Origin of the sequence: Roseobacter phycocola, from assembly GCF_042055075.2 — a bacterium.
Classification (GTDB): domain Bacteria; phylum Pseudomonadota; class Alphaproteobacteria; order Rhodobacterales; family Rhodobacteraceae; genus Roseobacter.
In genome coordinates this window covers 395662-414834 of the sequence record NZ_CP194010.1, presented here as the reverse complement: position 1 = coordinate 414834, position 19173 = coordinate 395662, and the positions used below count along the sequence as shown (strand labels likewise).

The 19173-nt window shown below is 60.8% G+C and carries 21 protein-coding genes; 9 read left to right on the top strand and 12 right to left on the bottom strand.

Annotation, left to right across the window (positions count from 1 at the left end; translation table 11 throughout):
• Positions 1-71: 71 nt before the first annotated feature.
• The 5 genes from AB4K19_RS02175 to AB4K19_RS02155 all read right to left on the bottom strand — a co-directional run bounded on the left by AB4K19_RS02175 (position 72) and on the right by AB4K19_RS02155 (position 3812).
• Complete coding sequence (locus AB4K19_RS02175) at positions 72-383, bottom strand: hypothetical protein (protein WP_375230322.1); 312 nt, start codon at positions 381-383, stop codon at positions 72-74.
• On the bottom strand, positions 383-2188 hold the full coding sequence (sdhA, locus tag AB4K19_RS02170; protein ID WP_436398895.1) for a succinate dehydrogenase flavoprotein subunit: 1806 nt from the start codon (positions 2186-2188) through the stop codon (positions 383-385). The genes AB4K19_RS02175 and sdhA overlap by 1 nt, the downstream gene beginning before the upstream one ends.
• Positions 2189-2246: 58 nt before the next feature.
• Complete coding sequence (sdhD, locus tag AB4K19_RS02165; RefSeq protein WP_298837636.1) at positions 2247-2618, bottom strand: succinate dehydrogenase, hydrophobic membrane anchor protein; 372 nt, start codon at positions 2616-2618, stop codon at positions 2247-2249.
• Between the two features lie 10 nt (positions 2619-2628).
• Positions 2629-3012, bottom strand: a complete 384-nt coding sequence (gene sdhC, locus AB4K19_RS02160; protein WP_375230321.1) for a succinate dehydrogenase, cytochrome b556 subunit — start codon at positions 3010-3012, stop codon at positions 2629-2631.
• Positions 3013-3167: 155 nt separating this feature from the next.
• Positions 3168-3812, bottom strand: a complete 645-nt coding sequence (locus AB4K19_RS02155; protein WP_436398893.1) for a DUF1194 domain-containing protein — start codon at positions 3810-3812, stop codon at positions 3168-3170.
• A gap of 194 nt (positions 3813-4006) precedes the next feature.
• Here AB4K19_RS02155 and AB4K19_RS02150 point away from each other — a divergent pair, with 194 nt between their 5' ends.
• Complete coding sequence (locus AB4K19_RS02150; protein ID WP_375230319.1) at positions 4007-4633, top strand: VPLPA-CTERM sorting domain-containing protein; 627 nt, start codon at positions 4007-4009, stop codon at positions 4631-4633.
• Between the two features lie 244 nt (positions 4634-4877).
• Here the strand turns inward: AB4K19_RS02150 and AB4K19_RS02145 are convergent, their stop codons facing one another.
• From AB4K19_RS02145 to AB4K19_RS02125, 5 genes are read right to left on the bottom strand one after another with little or no spacing between them, the layout of a single operon-like run.
• Positions 4878-5591 (bottom strand): DUF4344 domain-containing metallopeptidase, encoded by a 714-nt coding sequence (locus AB4K19_RS02145; RefSeq protein ID WP_375230318.1) that lies wholly within the window; start codon positions 5589-5591, stop codon positions 4878-4880.
• Between the two features lie 21 nt (positions 5592-5612).
• Complete coding sequence (locus AB4K19_RS02140; RefSeq protein ID WP_436398890.1) at positions 5613-6644, bottom strand: MaoC family dehydratase; 1032 nt, start codon at positions 6642-6644, stop codon at positions 5613-5615.
• Positions 6644-6847: a DUF1737 domain-containing protein gene (locus tag AB4K19_RS02135; RefSeq protein ID WP_375230317.1), complete on the bottom strand. Its 204-nt coding sequence runs from the start codon at positions 6845-6847 to the stop codon at positions 6644-6646. Before AB4K19_RS02135 ends, AB4K19_RS02140 begins: the two co-directional genes overlap by 1 nt.
• 13 nt (positions 6848-6860) lie before the next feature.
• Positions 6861-7418, bottom strand: a complete 558-nt coding sequence (locus AB4K19_RS02130) for an NnrU family protein (protein WP_375230316.1) — start codon at positions 7416-7418, stop codon at positions 6861-6863.
• Between the two features lie 3 nt (positions 7419-7421).
• On the bottom strand, positions 7422-8279 hold the full coding sequence (locus tag AB4K19_RS02125) for an HpcH/HpaI aldolase/citrate lyase family protein (RefSeq protein WP_375230315.1): 858 nt from the start codon (positions 8277-8279) through the stop codon (positions 7422-7424).
• Between the two features lie 335 nt (positions 8280-8614).
• Between AB4K19_RS02125 and AB4K19_RS02120 the strand changes: the two genes are divergently transcribed.
• On the top strand, positions 8615-8947 hold the full coding sequence (locus AB4K19_RS02120) for a hypothetical protein (protein WP_375230314.1): 333 nt from the start codon (positions 8615-8617) through the stop codon (positions 8945-8947).
• An 85-nt stretch (positions 8948-9032) separates the two neighbouring features.
• Here the strand turns inward: AB4K19_RS02120 and AB4K19_RS02115 are convergent, their stop codons facing one another.
• Positions 9033-9788 carry a sulfite exporter TauE/SafE family protein gene (locus AB4K19_RS02115; protein ID WP_436398887.1) on the bottom strand — a complete coding sequence of 252 codons (756 nt, stop codon included), beginning with the start codon at positions 9786-9788 and terminating at the stop codon, positions 9033-9035.
• 137 nt (positions 9789-9925) lie between these two features.
• On the opposite strand from AB4K19_RS02115, the gene mdh reads away from it, so the two are divergent.
• On the top strand, positions 9926-10888 hold the full coding sequence (mdh, locus tag AB4K19_RS02110; protein ID WP_375230313.1) for a malate dehydrogenase: 963 nt from the start codon (positions 9926-9928) through the stop codon (positions 10886-10888).
• Between the two features lie 67 nt (positions 10889-10955).
• On the opposite strand, the gene AB4K19_RS02105 is transcribed toward mdh, so the two are convergent.
• Positions 10956-11672: a VPLPA-CTERM sorting domain-containing protein gene (locus AB4K19_RS02105; RefSeq protein ID WP_375230312.1), complete on the bottom strand. Its 717-nt coding sequence runs from the start codon at positions 11670-11672 to the stop codon at positions 10956-10958.
• 452 nt (positions 11673-12124) lie between these two features.
• On the opposite strand from AB4K19_RS02105, the gene sucC reads away from it, so the two are divergent.
• The 6 genes from sucC to AB4K19_RS02075 all read left to right on the top strand — a co-directional run bounded on the left by sucC (position 12125) and on the right by AB4K19_RS02075 (position 19171).
• A complete protein-coding gene (gene sucC, locus AB4K19_RS02100; RefSeq protein ID WP_375230311.1) occupies positions 12125-13318 on the top strand; it encodes an ADP-forming succinate--CoA ligase subunit beta in 1194 nt (397 codons plus the stop codon).
• Between the two features lie 21 nt (positions 13319-13339).
• Positions 13340-13870, top strand: a complete 531-nt coding sequence (locus AB4K19_RS02095) for a hypothetical protein (RefSeq protein ID WP_375230310.1) — start codon at positions 13340-13342, stop codon at positions 13868-13870.
• Positions 13867-14364 carry a hypothetical protein gene (locus tag AB4K19_RS02090; RefSeq protein WP_375230309.1) on the top strand — a complete coding sequence of 166 codons (498 nt, stop codon included), beginning with the start codon at positions 13867-13869 and terminating at the stop codon, positions 14362-14364. Before AB4K19_RS02095 ends, AB4K19_RS02090 begins: the two co-directional genes overlap by 4 nt.
• A 181-nt stretch (positions 14365-14545) precedes the next feature.
• Positions 14546-15433, top strand: a complete 888-nt coding sequence (gene sucD, locus AB4K19_RS02085; protein ID WP_375230308.1) for a succinate--CoA ligase subunit alpha — start codon at positions 14546-14548, stop codon at positions 15431-15433.
• Between the two features lie 274 nt (positions 15434-15707).
• The gene (locus AB4K19_RS02080) at positions 15708-16214 is read left to right on the top strand and encodes a DUF805 domain-containing protein (protein ID WP_375230307.1); all 507 of its coding nucleotides are present in this window, start codon (positions 15708-15710) and stop codon (positions 16212-16214) included.
• Positions 16211-19171, top strand: a complete 2961-nt coding sequence (locus AB4K19_RS02075; protein WP_436398885.1) for a 2-oxoglutarate dehydrogenase E1 component — start codon at positions 16211-16213, stop codon at positions 19169-19171. Before AB4K19_RS02080 ends, AB4K19_RS02075 begins: the two co-directional genes overlap by 4 nt.
• Positions 19172-19173: the final 2 nt, after the last annotated feature.

Below are 19173 nucleotides of genomic sequence, written 5' to 3'. Positions count from 1 at the left end.
AGAGCATCAAACACTGAACGCCGGGACGTCCGCCGGAAAAGCACAGGATATCGGTCACCGCCCGGGTCACGTCAGCTTTTGTACGGGCAAAAGATATTGCCGCGGTAAAAACCATTGAACCCGTCCGGGCAGGACGGATGACGCGGTGCATTCAGCGCGCGCACGGGCAGATAGCAGTACTGGTCACCGTAATAGTGGCCCCGTTCCAGCACAGGACAGCGGCCAAAGGGATCACGGTGCAGACGGCCTGCGCTGAGCCCGGCGCTGCCGCTGCTGTGTTTGCCGCCGTGATAGGACTGGTCAGTCAGCCCGCCCGCAAAGGACGCGCCGGGCAGCGTAACGCTGATCAGCGCAGCCGCGATAATTCCGGTCAGTTTCCGCATCAGAAGGTCCTCTTCTTGGGGGCGATTTTCTTGGGGTCGATGCCGCCGTCATTGTGGCTCGTGAGCGGCTGTTCGTGCACACCGCGATATCCCAGCGACGCCTTGTTGCCCTTGAACCAGATCAGCGAGTGTTTCCGCCAGTTCTCATCATCGCGCTCGGGGAAATCCTCGTGCGCGTGGGCGCCACGGCTTTCCTTGCGCGCCTCAGCACCCACGATGGTGGCCACCGCATTCGGGATGAGGTTCGCAAGCTCCAGCGTCTCCATCAGATCGGAGTTCCACACAAGGCTGCGGTCGGTGACGCCGACATCGGCCCATTTGCCTGCGACTTCTTCCATCGCCTTTTTGCCTGCCGCCAGCGTGTCATTGGCGCGGAACACGGCCGCATCCTTCTGCATGGTCTGCTGCATTTCGAGGCGCAGCTCCGCCGTGGGCGTATGGCCCTTGGCGTAGCGGGTGTTGTCGAACCGGTCGAGAGCCGCATCAATGGATTTCTGGTTCGGCGTCGGTACCGGGCTGTCGGGATCGACGATCTTGCCCGCACGGATGGCCGCAGCCCGGCCAAAGACCACAAGGTCAATGAGCGAGTTGGAGCCCAGGCGGTTCGCCCCGTGCACGGAGGCACAGCCCGCCTCGCCCACAGCCATCAGGCCCGGGCTGACACGGTCGGGATCATCCGACGTCGGCGCCAGCACCTCGCCCCAGTAGTTCGTCGGAATGCCGCCCATATTATAATGTACGGTCGGCAGGACCGGGATCGGCTCTTTGTTGAGGTTCACCCCCGCAAATACCCGCGCGCTTTCCGAAATGCCCGGCAGGCGCAACTGCAGCGTTTCGGGCGGCAGGTGGTTGAGGTTCAGGTGGATGTGATCGCCATTGGCCCCCACACCGCGGCCCTCACGGATTTCCATGGTCATGCAGCGGCTGACATAATCGCGGGGTGCGAGGTCTTTGTACTGTGGCGCATAGCGCTCCATGAAGCGCTCGCCTTCGGAGTTGGTCAGGTAACCGCCCTCGCCGCGCGCGCCTTCGGTGATCAGACAGCCCGCGCCGTAGATGCCGGTCGGGTGGAACTGAACGAATTCCATGTCCTGCAGAGGAAGGCCCGCGCGCGCCGTCATGCCGCCACCGTCACCGGTGCAGGTATGTGCGGAGGTCGCCGAGAAATAGGCACGGCCGTAACCGCCCGTGGCCAGTACGACCATCTTGGAGGCAAAGAGGTGCAGCGTGCCGTCATCGAGTTTCCAGCAGAGCACACCCTGGCAGACACCATCGTCCGACATGATCAGGTCGATGGCGAAATATTCGATGTAGAATTCCGCGTTGTTCTTGAGTGACTGGCCGTAAAGCGTGTGCAGGATCGCATGGCCTGTCCGGTCGGCGGCGGCACAGGTCCGCTGAACGGCGGGGCCTTCGCCGAATTCGGTGGTGTGGCCGCCAAAGGGACGCTGGTAGATCTTGCCTTCTTCGGTCCGGCTGAAAGGAACGCCGTAGTGTTCCAGCTCGTAGACCGCCTTGGGGGCCTCGCGCGCGAGGTATTCCATCGCGTCCGTATCGCCCAGCCAGTCGGAGCCTTTGACGGTGTCATACATGTGCCACTGCCAGTTGTCCGGGCCCATGTTGCTGAGCGAGGCGGCGATACCGCCCTGGGCTGCAACAGTGTGCGAGCGGGTCGGGAAGACCTTGGTCACACAGGCGGTGCGCAGACCCTGTTCGGCCATACCGAGCGTCGCGCGCAGCCCGGCACCACCGGCTCCGACAACAACGACGTCGTATTCATGTGTTTCGTATTCATATGCAGCCATGGAGTTTCTCCCGGATGTGTCAGGTGCGCGGGACGCAGTGTTCCGCGCGGAATGTCATTCAGAGGGCCAGACGCACGATGGCGTAGAGACCGGTGGCCATGGCCGCATACGAGAGGCAGGTCATGGCAATAATGGCGATCTTCTGGGCCACCCCGTGCACGTAGTCCTCAATGAGGATCTGCACGCCGCCCGCAAAGTGCCGGAAGCCCACGATGAAGGTCAGCGCCGCAACAACCGCCGGGAACGGGCGGGCGAAGTATGCTGTCACTTCTTCATAGGACGCGCCCAGCATCGGGCCGAATGTGAAGACGAAGAGCGGGATAAGGATCAGCAGTGCACCGGAACTCACGGTCATCGACCAGTGATGTTCGGTGCCGGATTTTGCCGAGCCGAGGCCTGTGGCGCGTTTGCGGTCTGTCAGATAGCTCATGGCGCCCTCCTTATACGATGATGATGGTCAGCAGGGTCAGCACGAAAGAGCCGCCGATCACTGCATAGCCAAGCTTATAGGCCGTCTCGAGATCGAGGCCGACGCCCTGGTCCCAGATCAGGTGCCGGACACCTGCCAGCGTGTGGTACCACAGGCCCCAGACGGACAGCAGCATGACCAGATCGCCGAACCAGCTGGTCAGCACCCCGTCAGCAACGGCAAAATACTCGGGCGATGTTGCCGCCGCGAGGAACCACCAGACTACCAGCAGCGACGAGATCAGCAGCGCATTGCCGGTGATCCGCGTCAGAATGGATGTCATGGAGGTCAGCTGGGGGCGGTAGATTGCCAGGTGCGGTGACAGGGGCCGGTTGCCCCGATTCACATCAGCCATATCAGATTCCTTTTGTTCCCTGCACGTATTAGTACCTGATCCTGCGGTTTTGTCACCCGGGCCACCTGTCGCGGGGCGCGGTTATTTGGCGCGGATTGGAACTTTTTCGTTCACTTTTCACTTTTGTGATCACATGGAAAAGAACTGTGATCACATTACGGAAAGCTACTGAGCTGGCGTGTCGTCTCACGCTGCAGTTTGCGGCGGATCTGTTCGGGATAATCCTCGAATCCATCCGCGGTGATCACAAAGGCGCCCTCGCCCATGATCAGGTTCTCAAAAAACCAGGCCGTCAGGTCCGTTTCATCCGTCTCGATGGCCAGCGCGTTTACGGTGACCCCGAGTTCCTTCAGAGCGGGGTGGCGGTCGCGCGGGTCAGGGCCCTCATTTGAGATACCATCGCCTGAGACGTCGATCACACGGCGGGTGCAGTGCGGCACCTGGCGCAGTGCCGTTTCCGCCGCAGTCAGCGCCTCGCCGATCGCCGTGGAGAAATTCCGCCAGACCCTTTTGTTGCCAGCAACCGCATCTGCCAGCGCCAGTGCCTCCTCGCCGGAGCGGACCGGGGTCCAGGGGATGGTCTGGCGTTGTCGTGAGGAGCCTGTCCACTGGATCAGCGTGACCATGGCCTCCTGGCTGATCAGCGCGTCGATGACGATACCGTCCTGCAGCGCGTCTGCCAGCCCGTCCATCTGGATGCGGAATTCCTGCTCATCTACCGATCCGGATACATCAACCGCCAATACCAGCGCCAGCTGACAAGCAGCAGCGGGAGGCGCGCAGAACAGCGCGAGGATCATGGCAGATATCCGGATCACAGGACCGAGCCTAGCAAAGCGCGCCGTCGTGTCACCTGAAAAGACGCTGAACAGAAACCGGCCTCAGACGTCTTTTTGCGCGCCCCGGCTGAGCGCGGAGAAAGCTTGACTCAGCAGCGCGGCTGGCTAGGGTGGAAAAGTTAATAATAAGTTAATGATCTTTCAGGGGGTTAAAGATGATCAGAAATATCCTCGCCTCAGCCTGTCTGGTGGCGGCAGCCACAGCGGCAGATGCAACAACAACCGTAAACTTTGTCACCAGTGGGCCGGATTCGGCGACCACGGCAGGCTTTTTCAGCTTGTCGGTGAGCAGCACTGACGGTCAGTCCGTGTCATCCATTTCAATCGATCTCAGCCCTTCGGCGGGCGCATTTTTCGATTTTGACGGAAGTGGCAGCTTCGACGACGCAACCGCGCCGGTGTTTTCCGGCCTCAGCGGTGTGACAGAGAGCGACATTACCCTGGGGTTCGTCGGACCGGCCTCTAGCCCGACAGAGCTGATCCTGAACTTTGCTGCCGGAACCTTTGCGGATGGCGATTCACTGCTTTTCGGCGCGGACACAGACAGCTTCTTCGGCGGGCCGCCTAATCCGGGTGGCGATTTCGGGGACGCCGGGGTACTGGTCAATGCAACGGTCGGCGGCACAACGCGGTCTTCGTCCTTCACGAAGGTCAGCGACAACGTCTCGGTGGCCCGAATCGAATTTGACGTACAGGTCGTCCCACTGCCTGCAGGACTGCCGCTGCTGATGGGTGGACTTGCTGCCTTTGGCCTGATCCGCGGCGCAAGACGGAAGGCATAAGCGGGTTCAAATCCGGCGCGATGTGACATTCTGAACCGGACGGCACGATCAAGTGCCGTCCGGTTTTCTGTTTTCGGCCCCTGCCCCGGTTCTCCAAACCGCTTTCCTGCAGCTTCGGGATGCCGCAACACGCGGGCCGCCCCCCAGAGCGCCTGCGGCACAGGAACGGGAGCCAGTGCAGGCGGTTTGAGGTTCGTTCGGGCGCAGATCTCCCTGTAGACATCCGTCAGACTGCGCCAGCTTTTCAGAAATCTGCGAGCGTGCGCAGGTAATCGTCCAGTTCAGAGCAGATGGTGATGCGTCGGATGCCCGGATCATAAAACCCGTTTGCCTCGCCACAGTCCTCCACCACCATATCCACCTGGTCCGGCAGCGCGAAATCCGTGTTGAGCGCTGCAACCTCATCAGCGATCAGGGCACCGATCAGCGTGTCCCGGGGCCCCGCGTAAACCATGGACCGCGCGCCACCTTCTGACGCGATATCGTCCAGCACCGGCCCCCAGCTGTCATTGGCCAGGTCAAATTCTTCTTCGCAGGTCTCGGCGCGCTCGTCGGGCAGGCTGAGTTCCCGGGCCAGATCCTCACGGGCTTCGGGGTTCGCGCCATAAAACAGGCAGATCATCGTATAGTAGCGCTGCAGATCGGGGCCATGCACATCCCAGTACGCCGGCTCGTTTTCCTGTGCCTCGCCCAGAAAGCCGAAGGCAGCGTCGTATATAATGTCGGATGCCTCCTGCTCTTCGTAGAACGCATCAATCAGCAGAACGCTCAGCACATCGGCTGCGTCTTCTTCCTGGCCAAACACCGGCAGGGCCAGCACATCAATCAGCGCATGACCCATCTCGTGATAGAGAATGGCCAGGACATTGGACCGCACGAAGGCATCTTCGCGTTCAGACGCATGCACTGCGCCACAGAGCCAAATCAGTACCCAACATGCTGCAACAAGACGTTTCATACCATGCGTCCTTTTAGCGGGTCAGACGGGCATCAGCGCCCAGTAATCCAGATCGAGCAGGACCTCTGGCAGATACCGGCCATCTTCCCCGCGCAGCCGGAACGGATCGCCGCCCTTTGTCGCCACCAGTCTCAGCCGGATGGCGCCGACGCCCGGTGCATCGGTTTCGGCCTTGTCCAGCACTTCTGACCAGGCGCGCACCGTATCGCCTGCAAGGCAGGGGTTGGCGTGGGCGCCGCTGTTGATGCCTGCAATCATCTGCGCATTGGAGAGTCCATTGAAGCTGAGCGCCCGGGCCATCGAGATGACGTGGCCGCCGTAGATCAGCCGCGAGCCGTCGGCACGGGCGGAGGTATCGAAATGCACTTTGGCGGTGTTCTGCCAGAGGCGCGTGGCCATCATGTGTTCGGCTTCCTCGATCGTCACGCCATCAACGTGGTCGATCTGTTCGCCTATCGCGTAGTCGCCCCAGCGGTGCGGTTCGCCCGCCAGCGTGGTATCATAGTCCGAGAAATCGAGGCCTTCGGGCACCACTAGGCGATCCGCCGGAACAGCATCGCTGAGATCGGGGATAACCGGCGCGGGTGCAGGTGCATCAGCGTCCCGTTTGCGCACCATGACCCAGCGCACATATTCCAGCACCGTTGTGTCGTGCTGGTTCAGCCCGCGGGTCCGCACCCAGACGACACCGGTTTTGCCATTTGAGTTCTGTTTGACGCCAATCACTTCGGATTCCGCGCGCAGCGTATCGCCCGGCCAGACGGGCGCCAACCAGCGGCCTTCGGCATACCCCAGATTTGCAACCGCGTTCAGCGAGATATCCGGAACCGTTTTGCCGAAAACCACATGAAAAGCGATCATGTCGTCGATTGGGCTGGCCGGAAGCCCGGAGGCCCGGGCGAACTGGTCGGAGGAATACAGGGCGTGCCGCGCCGGGTAGAGCGCATGATAGAGCGCCCTTTCGCCCCCCGAGAGCGTGCGCGGGACAGCATGGCGGATCACTTCACCGATGGTGTAATCCTCGAAAAACCGGCCCGGATTGGTTTTGGCCATTACTGCGCCCCCAGCTTTGTGTCGGGTGTGTAGGTGCCCGGGGCTTCTTTGACCACGGCCTGGCCACAGCGCATCACACCGGCGGCGTGATCCCAGGTCTGGGTCGGGCTGCCGTGCAGTTCCCAGCCCTTGTTCAGTGCCTCGGTCACCTTGTGGCAGAAAGCGGATGTGTCCTCTTCAGAGAGGAAACGGTAGAGTTTCATGTGTGCCTCGTATTCAGGAGGGGAACGGCCAGACGCCCAGCCAGATATGAATGCCTGCCACGGCGGCAAATAGCACCAGCGAGATCACGGCAAGCCGGATATATGTGGCGCGTCCCGCAGGTTCGGGCGCGGTCCAGTCCGGTTCCGCACGGTTGATCAGGATGACAGAGCCCACAGCCCAGGCGAGCAGGCCACCAAACAGGATCACAGAGGCCAGATCACCGTTCACCAGCAGGTGTGCTGCGGCCCAGATCTTGAAACCGGTCAGCTGCGGGTGGCGCAGTTTGTAGGCAGGCCAGGCTTTGGCGCCTTTGGCCGCAGAGGAGCCGTAAACCCAGAATGCCAGCAGCATCAGGGTGTTGTTGACGTGCACCATAAAAGCGGGCGGGTTCCAGACTGGGATGAAGTCCGCCGCGCGGTAGCCCAGGATCATCAGCACCAGGCCCGCAACGATGCCCAGCGCCACGATGCCCTTGCCCGGGGTCCCCAGTGCGGCGCGGTGGTCCGGCTGCAGGCGTTTGAAGTAATGTGCGCCCGTCCAGAGGATCAGGCCGGCGATTATCAGGAACATGGGTTACTCCGCCATCATTGCTTTGATTGCCTCGGACTTTGCCAGCGTTTCGCGCGCGGTTGCAACATGCAGATTTTCGACGATCTTTCCGTCCACGACAGCGACGGCCTCACCAGCGGCAATGGCCGCGTCATAGGCTGCGATCTGGCGCGCGGCGAGGTCGATGTCTTCGGGTGTCGGCGAAAAGGCCGCGTTGGCGATGGCAACCTGCGCCGGGTGGATCAGCGTCTTGCCATCAAAGCCCATATCCCGGCCCTGAGCACATTCCGCCGCGAGCCCCTCGTCATCTTTGAAGGCGTTATAGACACCATCCACGATGGCAACCCCATGTGCCTTAGCCGCCAGCAGGCAAAGGGAGAGCCCACCCATAAGCGGCAGGCGGTCCGCCCGGAACCGCGCGCCCATGTCCTTGGCCAGATCGTTGGTGCCCATGACCATGCCCTCAAGCCGGTCGTGTGCGGCGATGGCTGCGGCATTGAGCATGCCGAGCGGCGTTTCCATCATGGCCCAGAGCGGCAGGTCGCCGGTCAGCGCGGCCAGCGCATCCAGATCCGCTGGTGTGTCCACTTTGGGCAGCAGCACCGCATCTGCGCCCATGCCGGCAGCGGCCCGGGCATCGGCCTCCCCCCATTCGGTGTTCAGCGCATTGATGCGCACGATCTTCATGCGCGCGCCGTATCCGCCCGTGGCCAGCGCGGCAGCAAGCGTGTCGCGCGCGGCCGTTTTTTCGTCCGGCGCCACGGCATCCTCAAGATCGAAGATGATGGCATCCACAGGCAGCGTCCGGGCTTTTTCCAGCGCCCGCTCCTTTGAGGCGGGGATATAAAGCACAGATCGTAGCGGGCGGGCAGCGGTGGTCATTTGTGTCTCCAGTCAGGATCAGCGGCCGTTCGGCGCGATATATTGTTGCGCGGACAGACGCATTTTTTTGCACAAAATACAAGCAGAATTGCGCTGCGGCGCAGCAAATTTCAAATTCGATCCTTTTGCGGACGCCCGGTTAACCATTATTTCAGGCCTCAGGCGGATGTTGATGACGTTCTCTGACTGCGGGCAGATGGTTTTCCGGTTAAAAGGCCGGGCTTATTCCGGAGGGATCAGAGGCATCAACTTGAACCGGGGCCGCCCGGTCATCGCCGGGAAACGGCAAAGCAGATGACAGCGGGTGCCGCCTTTCGAATGAAGGCAGACACGTTATGAAACGCACATCAAAGATCCTGCATCTCGGTGCACTGACTGCGGCGGCAGCGCTGTGGATTTCGTCAACAACAGATGCAGCAGCGCAGAATTCGCGCAACTGTGGCCCGCGTGAGGCAGTGGTCGACCGGCTTGCCGATGGCTATGGCGAGACCCGCCAGTCCATGGGTCTGGGCGCAAATAATGCGGTGGTCGAGGTGTTCGCCTCAGACGAAACAGGCACCTGGACGATCACAGTGACCACACCGAATGGCATGACATGCCTCGTGGCATCCGGACAGTCGTTTGAGGCGCTGGCCGAAGCCCTGCCCGCCAAAGGCAACGACGCCTGAAAAACACAGGTGGGCAAACGTCCACCTGAAGATAACAACTGAAATAAAGACGCCGCAGCGGTGGGATTTCCCGTTGCAGGCAGGTTCAGAAGAGGCCGTCCCAGATCAGTTTGCCACCCGTTATGGTGAGCAGCACGTAGGTCAGGCCGAAAAAGAACCTCTCTGACACCAGGGTGTGGGCGCGCACACCGAGCCAGGCCCCAAGAAGCGCAAACGGTGCAAGGTACAGATTGGCAAGTGCGGTATCCGCCGTAAACATCCCCAGCCAGGCATAGGGGATGAATTTCCCGATGTTTACGATCCAGAATACCAGCACTGTGGTGGCCTGATATTCCGTCTTCCCGAGCTTTTTCGACAACAGATAAACAGCCGCCGGCGGCCCGCCCGCGTGGCTGACAAAGGACGTGAAACCCGCAGCCACCCCCGCCGCGGCACCGGCCGCGGGCGACATCTGCGCGCGCGGTCCGGCCAGCAGCCCCCGCCGCACCGCATATTGCCAGGCCACAAATCCCACGGCGATCGCACCGATCAGAACGCGGAAATGATCGGGCTCGGTCACGCGGTAGAGAAGGGCGCCAAGCGCCACACCGGGCACAGCACCCAGGATCAGCAGGCGCGCGGCCTCCGGATCCCAGCGATTCCAGTAGGGGCGCAGCGTGCTGACATCGATCAGCATCAGCAGCGGCAGCATCACGGCAAGTGCCTGCCCCGGCTCAATCACCAGCGCCAGCATCGCGGCGGAGGCGAAAGCGGCGCCGGAGCCGAATCCCCCTTTTGAGATGCCCGCAAAAATGACCGCGGGGCCCGCCACGGCAAAAAAGGAAAGGTCCATCACCAGCATGCGGCAACACCTGACGGGAAAAATCCGGGATGTCCATGCCCGCCCCGCGCTGATGCTGCGGTGCGGAGTAAACTTGCGCTGCGTGCCATGATTGGATAGCAGGATGCCAATCTAAACCGCATGCGGAGCATTCACCAATGGCAAGACCCAAAATTGCGCTGATCGGCGCCGGCCAGATCGGCGGCACCCTCGCCCACCTCGCCGCCCTCAAGGAACTCGGAGACGTTGTCCTCTTTGACATCGCAGAAGGCATTCCGGAAGGCAAAGCGCTCGATATCGCGGAAAGCGGCCCGGCCGGCAAATTTGACGCCTCGCTGTCGGGTACCCAGTCCTACGAGGACATTGCAGGCGCGGACGTCTGCATCGTGACCGCCGGTGTGGCCCGCAAGCCGGGCATGAGCCGTGACGACCTGCTGGGCATCAACCTCAAGGTTATGAAATCCGTTGGCGAAGGCATAGCAGCACACGCCCCGAACGCTTTTGTGATCTGCATCACCAACCCGCTGGACGCGATGGTCTGGGCACTGCGCGAGTTCTCAGGTCTGCCGCACAACAAAGTCTGCGGCATGGCCGGCGTGCTTGATTCCGCACGTTTCCGCCATTTCCTGGCCGAAGAGTTCAACGTGTCCATGAAGGACGTGACAGCCTTCGTTCTGGGCGGGCACGGCGACACGATGGTGCCGCTCGTCCGGTATTCGACAGTGGCGGGTATCCCCCTGCCCGACCTCGTGCAGATGGGGTGGACCACGCAGGAGAAACTGGACGCGATCGTGCAGCGTACCCGTGATGGCGGTGCCGAGATTGTCGGCCTGCTGAAAACCGGCTCGGCGTTCTATGCACCGGCAACATCGGCGATCGAGATGGCGGAAAGCTATCTGAAGGACCAGAAGCGCGTTCTGCCCTGTGCTGCCTATGTGGACGGGGCCTACGGGCTCAACGGTTTCTACGTTGGCGTACCCACAGTGATCGGCGCCGAGGGTGTCGAACGCATCGTGGACATCAACATGAACAAGGACGAACAGGCCATGTTCGACAACTCCGTGAACGCGGTAAAAGGCCTCGTTGAGGCCTGCAAAGGGATCGACAGCAGCCTTTCCTGAGCTTTCGCAGCACAAAAGAAAAAGCCCCGGAAACACCGGGGCTTTTTTTGTGACATTTAGCTTCGGTTCAGGACTTGTTGCGCTGACGGCGGCGCAGAATGCCCAGCCCACCGATACCTGCCAGCAGAAGCGGCAGACCCGCAGGAAGCGGGACAGGGTTCACAACAGCAGATGCGAGATAGAACTGATCGGCAGTATTGTTGCCCCCGTTGAAATTTGCGTCGTCAAAGGCAAATGTCGCGCTCGTGACACCCAGAAAGGTCTCCATCGAGAGTTCACTGAAGGTAAACTCTGCGAGAGGACCGCCATTGACACCGAACAACAGGGTTGCTGCGGAGCGGTTCAGGCCGGTTGTTTCATCTTCGAGGAAAACAGGATTGCTGAAGCTGTGACCTTCGCCGGTAAAGCTCAATTCGCTGAGGTTAAAGGCCTGATCAAAGCTGATGGTTACGGTCTCTGTAACGGTGACGTTGTCGTCGCCCGCGTCAGAACAGTCGTTTCCTCTACCCGCGCCTGTGCGTCCTTCACCGAAGGTCACACCCGATCTTGGTGATTTACAAACACCGAGGCCCGCGCCGCCGTGGTCAAAATAGGCAAACGCTGTACCGTCTATACCCTCATGAAGTCCCGCATTGAACGTAACATCGACACCTTCAAACTCGATGGTTGTGCCATTCGCGACGCCGTGTTCATTGTCGTTAGCGAATTCAAGAAAATCCAGTGTGGCTGACTGCGCCGCTGTCCCAAGCGTCGCGCACACCGCTATTGCAATAATTTTTTTCATTTTCTTCTCCTGCAGCCCTTCGTCGGCATCACAAAGATCCGAACTGGCCAGTAGAAGAGCTGAATTGGTAACCACACCTTGGCTGGTGCAAAAAGCACTGGCTGCGAAAACAGTACCTTTCGGACACGCCTGCATGGGCAGAGAGTTCTGTTCCGGAGCCAAATCGTGATCAAAAAAGAGGTTAATGAAACATTAACACGACCTCAGGTAGCAAAATTCCGCCACAGAGATGGCAAACTTTCGCCCAGGTTCGGTTGATTCGTGCGAATCATATTGCATGGCCAGATCAGCAGAGCGGCCGTAATTTTGTGATCACACCAAAAAAATGTGTGATCACAAAATCCATAATTCCGTGTCTGTGACAGATGATCCCCGGGAAACCGGTTGTTTTTGCAGACCGCTGCGATCTTATCTGATGTTGGGAACCGATACACAACCACAGGACGGACAAGATGAACATCCACGAATACCAGGCCAAGGCCCTGCTGCGCAGCTATGGCGCTCCCGTATCCGACGGACGCGTTGTTCTTCGGGCCGAAGAGGCCAAGACAGCTGCCGGCGCGCTCGATGGCCCGATGTGGGTGGTCAAGGCGCAGATCCACGCAGGCGGCCGGGGCAAAGGCAGCTTCAAGGAGCCTGACGCCGGCGAAAAAGGCGGCGTGCGTCTGACAAAATCCGTGGAAGAGGCCGCCGAAGAGGCGAAAAAGATGCTGGGTCGCACCCTGGTGACACATCAGACCGGCCCGGTGGGCAAACAGGTCAACCGCATCTACATCGAAGACGGATCCGGCATTTCCACTGAACTCTACCTCGCCCTGCTGGTGGACCGCCAGACCAGCCGCATCAGTTTTGTGTGCTCGACCGAAGGCGGCATGGACATCGAAGAAGTCGCGGCCTCGACGCCGGAAAAAATCCTGTCCTTCTCGGTTGATCCGGCCTCCGGCTATCAGGCGTTTCATGGCCGCCGCATCGCCTTTGCGCTGGGGCTCGAAGGCAAGCAGGTCAAGCAATGCGTGGGCCTGATGGGCACGCTGTATAAAATGTTTGTCGAGAAAGACATGGAGATGCTGGAGATCAACCCGCTGATCGTGACCGATGGCGGTGATCTGAAGTGTCTGGACGCCAAGATGGGCTTTGACGGCAACGCGGTTTACCGCCACCCGGATATCGCCGAACTGCGCGACACCACCGAAGAGGACAGCAAAGAGCTGGAAGCCTCCAAATACGATCTGAACTACATCGCGCTGGATGGCGAGATCGGCTGCATGGTGAACGGCGCGGGTCTGGCGATGGCAACGATGGACATCATCAAACTCTACGGTGCGGAGCCTGCCAACTTCCTCGATGTAGGCGGTGGCGCGACCAAAGAGAAAGTCACCGAAGCCTTCAAGATCATCACCTCCGATCCCAACGTCAAAGGCATCCTGGTGAACATCTTCGGCGGGATCATGCGCTGTGACGTGATTGCCGAGGGTGTGGTCGCCGCGGTCAAGGAAGTTGGTCTCAAGGTACCGCTGGTGGTGCGTCTTGAGGGGACCAACGTTCAGGAAGGCAAGGACATCATCAACAATTCCGATGTTGATGTGATTGCAGCCGATGACCTGAAGGACGGCGCGCAGAAAATCGTGAAAGCCGTCAAGGGCTGATCCTTGGCACAGCTGGGTCACATGACAGCTGCTGCATGTTCCGCAGTACTGGCGCTCGGCGGATGTTCCGCCGGGTCGGTTTCGCCTGATGCGGCGGAACTGAACAACATGTGGCGCGCCAATCTGGTGCCCAAGGCAACGCCTGCGCAGATGGTCGGCACGTTCGACCGGTTCTGTGTGAACGGCAGTACGGATCCGGGCCAGGCTGAGCGAGATCTGCGGGCGGCCGAATATATCCCGCTTCCCAACAGCCGGACGCCGGGAGCGCGGGCCTGGGTCGAGGATGATGAGGCCCCTGCCGTAGCGTTGTCTGATACGATGTGTGTCGTGGCCGCCAGCAGCCGCTCTGGCCAGACGGACCGGTTCCGCCGTTATGTGGCGGAGACCTTCCCGCAGGCGCGCGCGGTAGATCCCACGCCCTTGGGCAACACAATTGAGCAGGCCTGGGAGATTGGCGGGGACGCGCCGTTTCTGATCGCCACGGAACGGACACCCGATGTCGACTGGTACCGGTATATGCTGATCCTGTATCGCCCGGAGGGACGGGCATGAAGAGGCTGGCTCTTTCACTGACAGCAGCTCTGAGCCTGTCAGCCGGGTCTTCGGCCTTGTCCGGCAGCACTGCCGGGACCGCCATTGCCGCGTTCAACGGTGTCTGCTTCAAGGCCGGTCAGACTGCGGCGCAGGCGCAGGCCCGGATGGAGGAGCGCGCGGGCAGTCCCCTGCCCTTTGCCCTGACATTCTGGGACCGGACGCTGGAACCCGGCCCAGCGGATCATCCGCGGATCGAACGCCGCTGCGAAGTGCTGTTTGACGGTGATCACACCCGCGAGGCCATTGATGCGCTGCGCGTTCAGATGGCGACACCGCCGGTTTTTGGTTTTGCCACCGAGCTGCCGGACACGCACACAGCGGGTCAGGGCACAGCACTGATCGAAGGTCGCGAATTGCTGCGCGGACGCATTGCTGTGGTGCACGTGGGTCTGCGCAACGGCAAGACATTCATGGCGGTCGACAGGCTGCCCGAAGGCTGGGAGACGCTCTGATATGCCGGATGCTGCTCAGGACACGTGCCGTGACGCCCGCCCGGGGCATCCCAATGCCATTCGACGACAACAACTCCGTACTGCGGCACAGGGATACGACCCGGTGCAGCAGTCTCATACCAACGAAACGCCCGGCGCACCTGTCGCCGCTGTAGCCAGAATGTAAGTCAAAGGAAGCAACATGGCCGTACTTATCGACGAAAACACAAAAGTCATCTGCCAGGGTCTGACCGGCAGCCAGGGCACCTTCCACACCGAACAGGCGATTGCCTACGGCACGAAAATGGTCGGCGGCGTAACACCCGGCAAAGGGGGTCAGACGCACCTTGATCTGCCGGTTTTCAACTCGGTGCATGAGGCGAAGCACGTGACTGAGGCGAATGCCAGCGTGATCTACGTGCCGCCGCCCTTTGCCGCGGATTCGATCCTGGAGGCGATTGACGCCGAAATGGAGCTCATCGTCTGCATCACCGAAGGCATTCCCGTTCTGGACATGATGAAAGTACAGCGCGCGCTGGAGGGGTCATCAAGCCGTCTGATTGGCCCGAACTGCCCCGGCGTGATCACGCCCGATGCCTGCAAGATCGGCATTATGCCCGGCCACATTCATAAACGCGGTTCCTGCGGCGTGGTCTCACGCTCGGGCACGCTGACCTATGAGGCGGTGAAACAGACCACGGATATGGGTCTGGGTCAGTCCTCTGCGGTTGGGATCGGCGGCGACCCGATCAAAGGCACCGAGCACATTGACGTTCTGGAAATGTTTCTGGCCGATGATGAGACGCAGAGCATTATTATGATTGGTGAAATCGGCGGCAGCGCCGAAGAAGACGCAGCACAGTTCCTTGCAGATGAGAAGAAAAAAGGCCGCTGGAAGCCGACCGCAGGCTTCATCGCGGGCCGCACAGCGCCTCCGGGCCGCCGCATGGGTCACGCGGGCGCGATTGTCGCCGGCGGCAAGGGCGGTGCCGAGGACAAGATCGAAGCCATGCGCGCCGCTGGAATCGTGGTGGCGGACAGCCCCGCGACGCTGGGTGAGGCCGTGAAAGAGGCGATCGACAAAGGGTGATCCACGAACCGGGCATAAGCGATGCGAAAGCGCCAGGGGCGCTTTCAAGCGGCGTACAGGCGGAGCCCCGGCGCACGGCCAATCCGAACATGCGTGAGAGCATGTTCTCCGTCGCGCGTGCGCGGATCAAAGCTGCTGAGCCCCGGCCCGCAACCAACCGAAACACCTGCGCGCAGAGGGCAGCGCCCGAGCCTGGGGTGGGCGGGAAGCGCCCTCCCTGGGGGGAGGGTCGGGCGCTGCCCGGCGGTGCCCGCCGGGCGGGAGATTGCGCGCGATGACCTTCAAAAAGTCCATCATCACCTGCTTTCAGAAGTACTTCACCTTCTCGGGCCGCGCTTCGCGGTCGGAATACTGGTGGTTTTTTCTGTTTACCGTGCTGGGCGGATTTGCTGCAGGCTTCCTGGAAGGCTTTATCAACGCAGCCTCCGGCACGCCCGGTGGCCCGACCCTTCTGTCCGGTGCTTTCAATCTGGCAACTTTCATTCCCGGCCTCGCGGTTGGCTGGCGGCGGATGCATGACAGCGGACGCTCGGGCCTTTATCTGCTCTATCCGCTGATTGCCATGGTCGGCGTTGCGGTTTTCATCGGCATGTTCGCCGAGACGGAAGTCCTCACCGGTTCCGACCCTTCGACACTCTTTGGCGGGGCATTCGGTCTCATCCTGATTTTCGCCCTCGCGATCGTCGCGCTCTCCCCTTTCATCGTTCTTTTCTGGCTCACACGGCCTTCCCAGCCCGGCCCCAACATTTACGGTCCCAACCCACATGAGGTAACCCCATGACCGAACATTCCCCCAACGACCAGTTCCATGCCTCTTCTTTTATGCAGGGGCACAATGCCGAGTACCTCGAACAGATGTACGCGCGCTATGCCAATGACCCGAATACGGTCGACGATGCCTGGCGGGCCTTTTTCAAGGCGATGGGCGACGATGAGGTGTCGGTAAAACATGAGGCCGCAGGGCCGTCCTGGGCGCGCAATGACTGGCCACCACAGCCGGGCGATGACCTGACCGCCGCGCTGACCGGAGAATGGGCACCGGAGGCAGAAGCCAAAGGCGCGGGCGACAAGATCAGGGCCAAGGCAGCCGCGGCGGGTGTGGACGTCACCGAGGATCAGATCAAACGCGCTGTGCTGGACAGCATCCGCGCGCTGATGATCATCCGGGCCTACCGGATCCGGGGGCACCTGGTGGCCGATCTCGACCCGCTGGGCATGCGCAACAATGACCCGCACCCGGAGCTTGACCCCAAATCCTATGGGTTCACCGAGGCCGACATGGACCGGCCGATTTTCATCGACAAGGTTCTGGGGCTTGAGACCGCGTCGATGCGCGAGATCATCTCGATCGTGAAGCGCACCTATTGCGGCACCTTTGCGCTGCAGTACATGCACATTTCCAACCCGGAAGAAGCGGGCTGGCTGAAAGAGCGGATTGAGGGTTTTGGCAAAGAGGTTTCCTTTACCCGCGAAGGGCGCAAGGCGATCCTGGCCAAGTTGGTCGAGGCCGAGGGGTTCGAGAAATTCCTGCACGTCAAATACATGGGCACCAAGCGTTTTGGCCTTGATGGCGGCGAAAGCCTGGTGCCCGCGATGGAGCAGATCATCAAACGCGGCGGCGCGCTGGGGGCGCGGGACGTCGTCATCGGGATGCCGCACCGCGGGCGTCTGTCGGTCCTCGCCAATGTGATGGCCAAACCCTACAAGGCGATTTTCAACGAATTCCAGGGCGGATCGTTCAAGCCCGAGGACGTGGATGGATCAGGTGATGTGAAATATCACCTGGGCGCCTCGTCCGACCGCGAGTTTGACGGCAATACCGTACACCTGAGCCTGACGGCCAACCCCTCACACCTGGAGGCGGTCAACCCGGTGGTCCTGGGCAAGTGCCGTGCCAAGCAGGACCAGAACAACGACGATGAACGCACCAGTGTCATCCCGATCCTGCTGCACGGCGATGCGGCGTTTGCGGGCCAGGGCGTGGTGGCGGAATGTTTCGCGCTGTCGGGCCTCAAGGGGCACAAGACGGGTGGCACGATCCATATCGTTGTGAATAACCAGATCGGTTTCACAACCGCGCCGCACTTCAGCCGCTCCTCGCCCTACCCTACGGACAACGCGCTCGTGGTTGAGGCGCCCATTTTCCATGTGAATGGCGATGACCCGGAAGCGGTTGTGCATGCGGCCAAGGTCGCGACCGAGTTCCGCCAGAAGTTCCGCAAGGACGTGGTGATCGACATCTTCTGCTACCGCCGGTTCGGGCACAACGAGGGCGACGAGCCCATGTTCACCAACCCGATCATGTACAAGAAGATCAAAGGTCATAAGACCACGCTCAGTCTGTATACCGAGCGGCTGGTGCGCGACGGCCTGATCCCCGAGGGCGAGATCGAGGATATGAAGGCCGCGTTCCAGGCCTATCTGAGCGAGGAGTTCGAGGCCGGCAAGGAATACCGCCCCAACAAGGCCGACTGGCTGGACGGCAAGTGGTCCCATCTGGACAAACAGAAAAACCAGTACCAGCGCGGAAAGACGGCCGTTTCCAAAGGCACGCTGATGGAAGTGGGTCAGGCGCTGAGCACGGTGCCCGAGGGCTATCCGCTGCATAAGACGGTGGGGCGTCTTCTGGATGCGAAAAAGCAGATGTTTGAGACCGGAGAGGGCATCGACTGGGCCACGGCTGAGGCACTCGCTTTTGGCTCGCTGCTGACCGAAGGGTATCCTGTGCGGCTGGCCGGGCAGGACAGCACGCGCGGCACCTTCAGCCAGCGCCATTCCGGGCTGGTCAACCAGGATACCGAAGAGCGGTATTACCCCCTGAACAACATCAAGGCGGGTCAGGCCCATTATGAGGTCATCGACTCGATGCTGTCGGAATATGCGGTGCTCGGATTCGAGTACGGCTATTCGATGGCCGAGCCCAATGCGCTGACCCTGTGGGAAGCGCAGTTCGGTGATTTCGCCAACGGTGCGCAGATCATGTTCGACCAGTTCATCAGCTCAGGCGAGAGTAAGTGGCTGCGCATGTCAGGCCTTGTCTGTTTGCTGCCGCATGGTTTTGAGGGCCAGGGGCCGGAACACTCTTCGGCGCGGCTGGAACGGTTCCTGCAGATGTGCGGCCAGGACAACTGGATCGTCGCGAACTGCACGACACCGGCGAACTATTTCCACATCCTGCGCCGGCAGATCCACCGGTCATTCCGCAAACCACTGATCCTGATGACGCCGAAGTCACTGCTGCGGCACAAGCTGGCGATCAGCAAGGCGGAGGAATTCACCACCGGATCGAGCTTCCACCGGCTGATGTGGGACGACGCGCAGCAGGGTAATTCAGATACTGAGCTGGTTGCAGACAACAAGATCAAACGCGTCGTGATGTGTTCGGGTAAGGTCTACTACGACCTGCTGGAGGAACGCGACGCACGGGGTATTGATGATATCTACCTGCTGCGTCTTGAGCAGTTCTATCCCTTCCCGGCGCAATCCGCGGTCAAGGAGCTGGAGCGGTTCAAACAGGCCGAGGTTGTCTGGTGTCAGGAAGAGCCCAAGAACCAGGGCGCCTGGAGTTTCATCGAACCCAACATTGAATGGGTGCTCAGCCGTATCAAGGCAAAGCATCCGCGCCCGGTTTATGTGGGCCGCGCCACATCCGCCTCGCCCGCGACGGGCCTGGCCTCGCAGCACAAAGCACAACAGGCAGCGCTGGTGAACGACGCGCTGACCATCAAGGGGAAATAAGT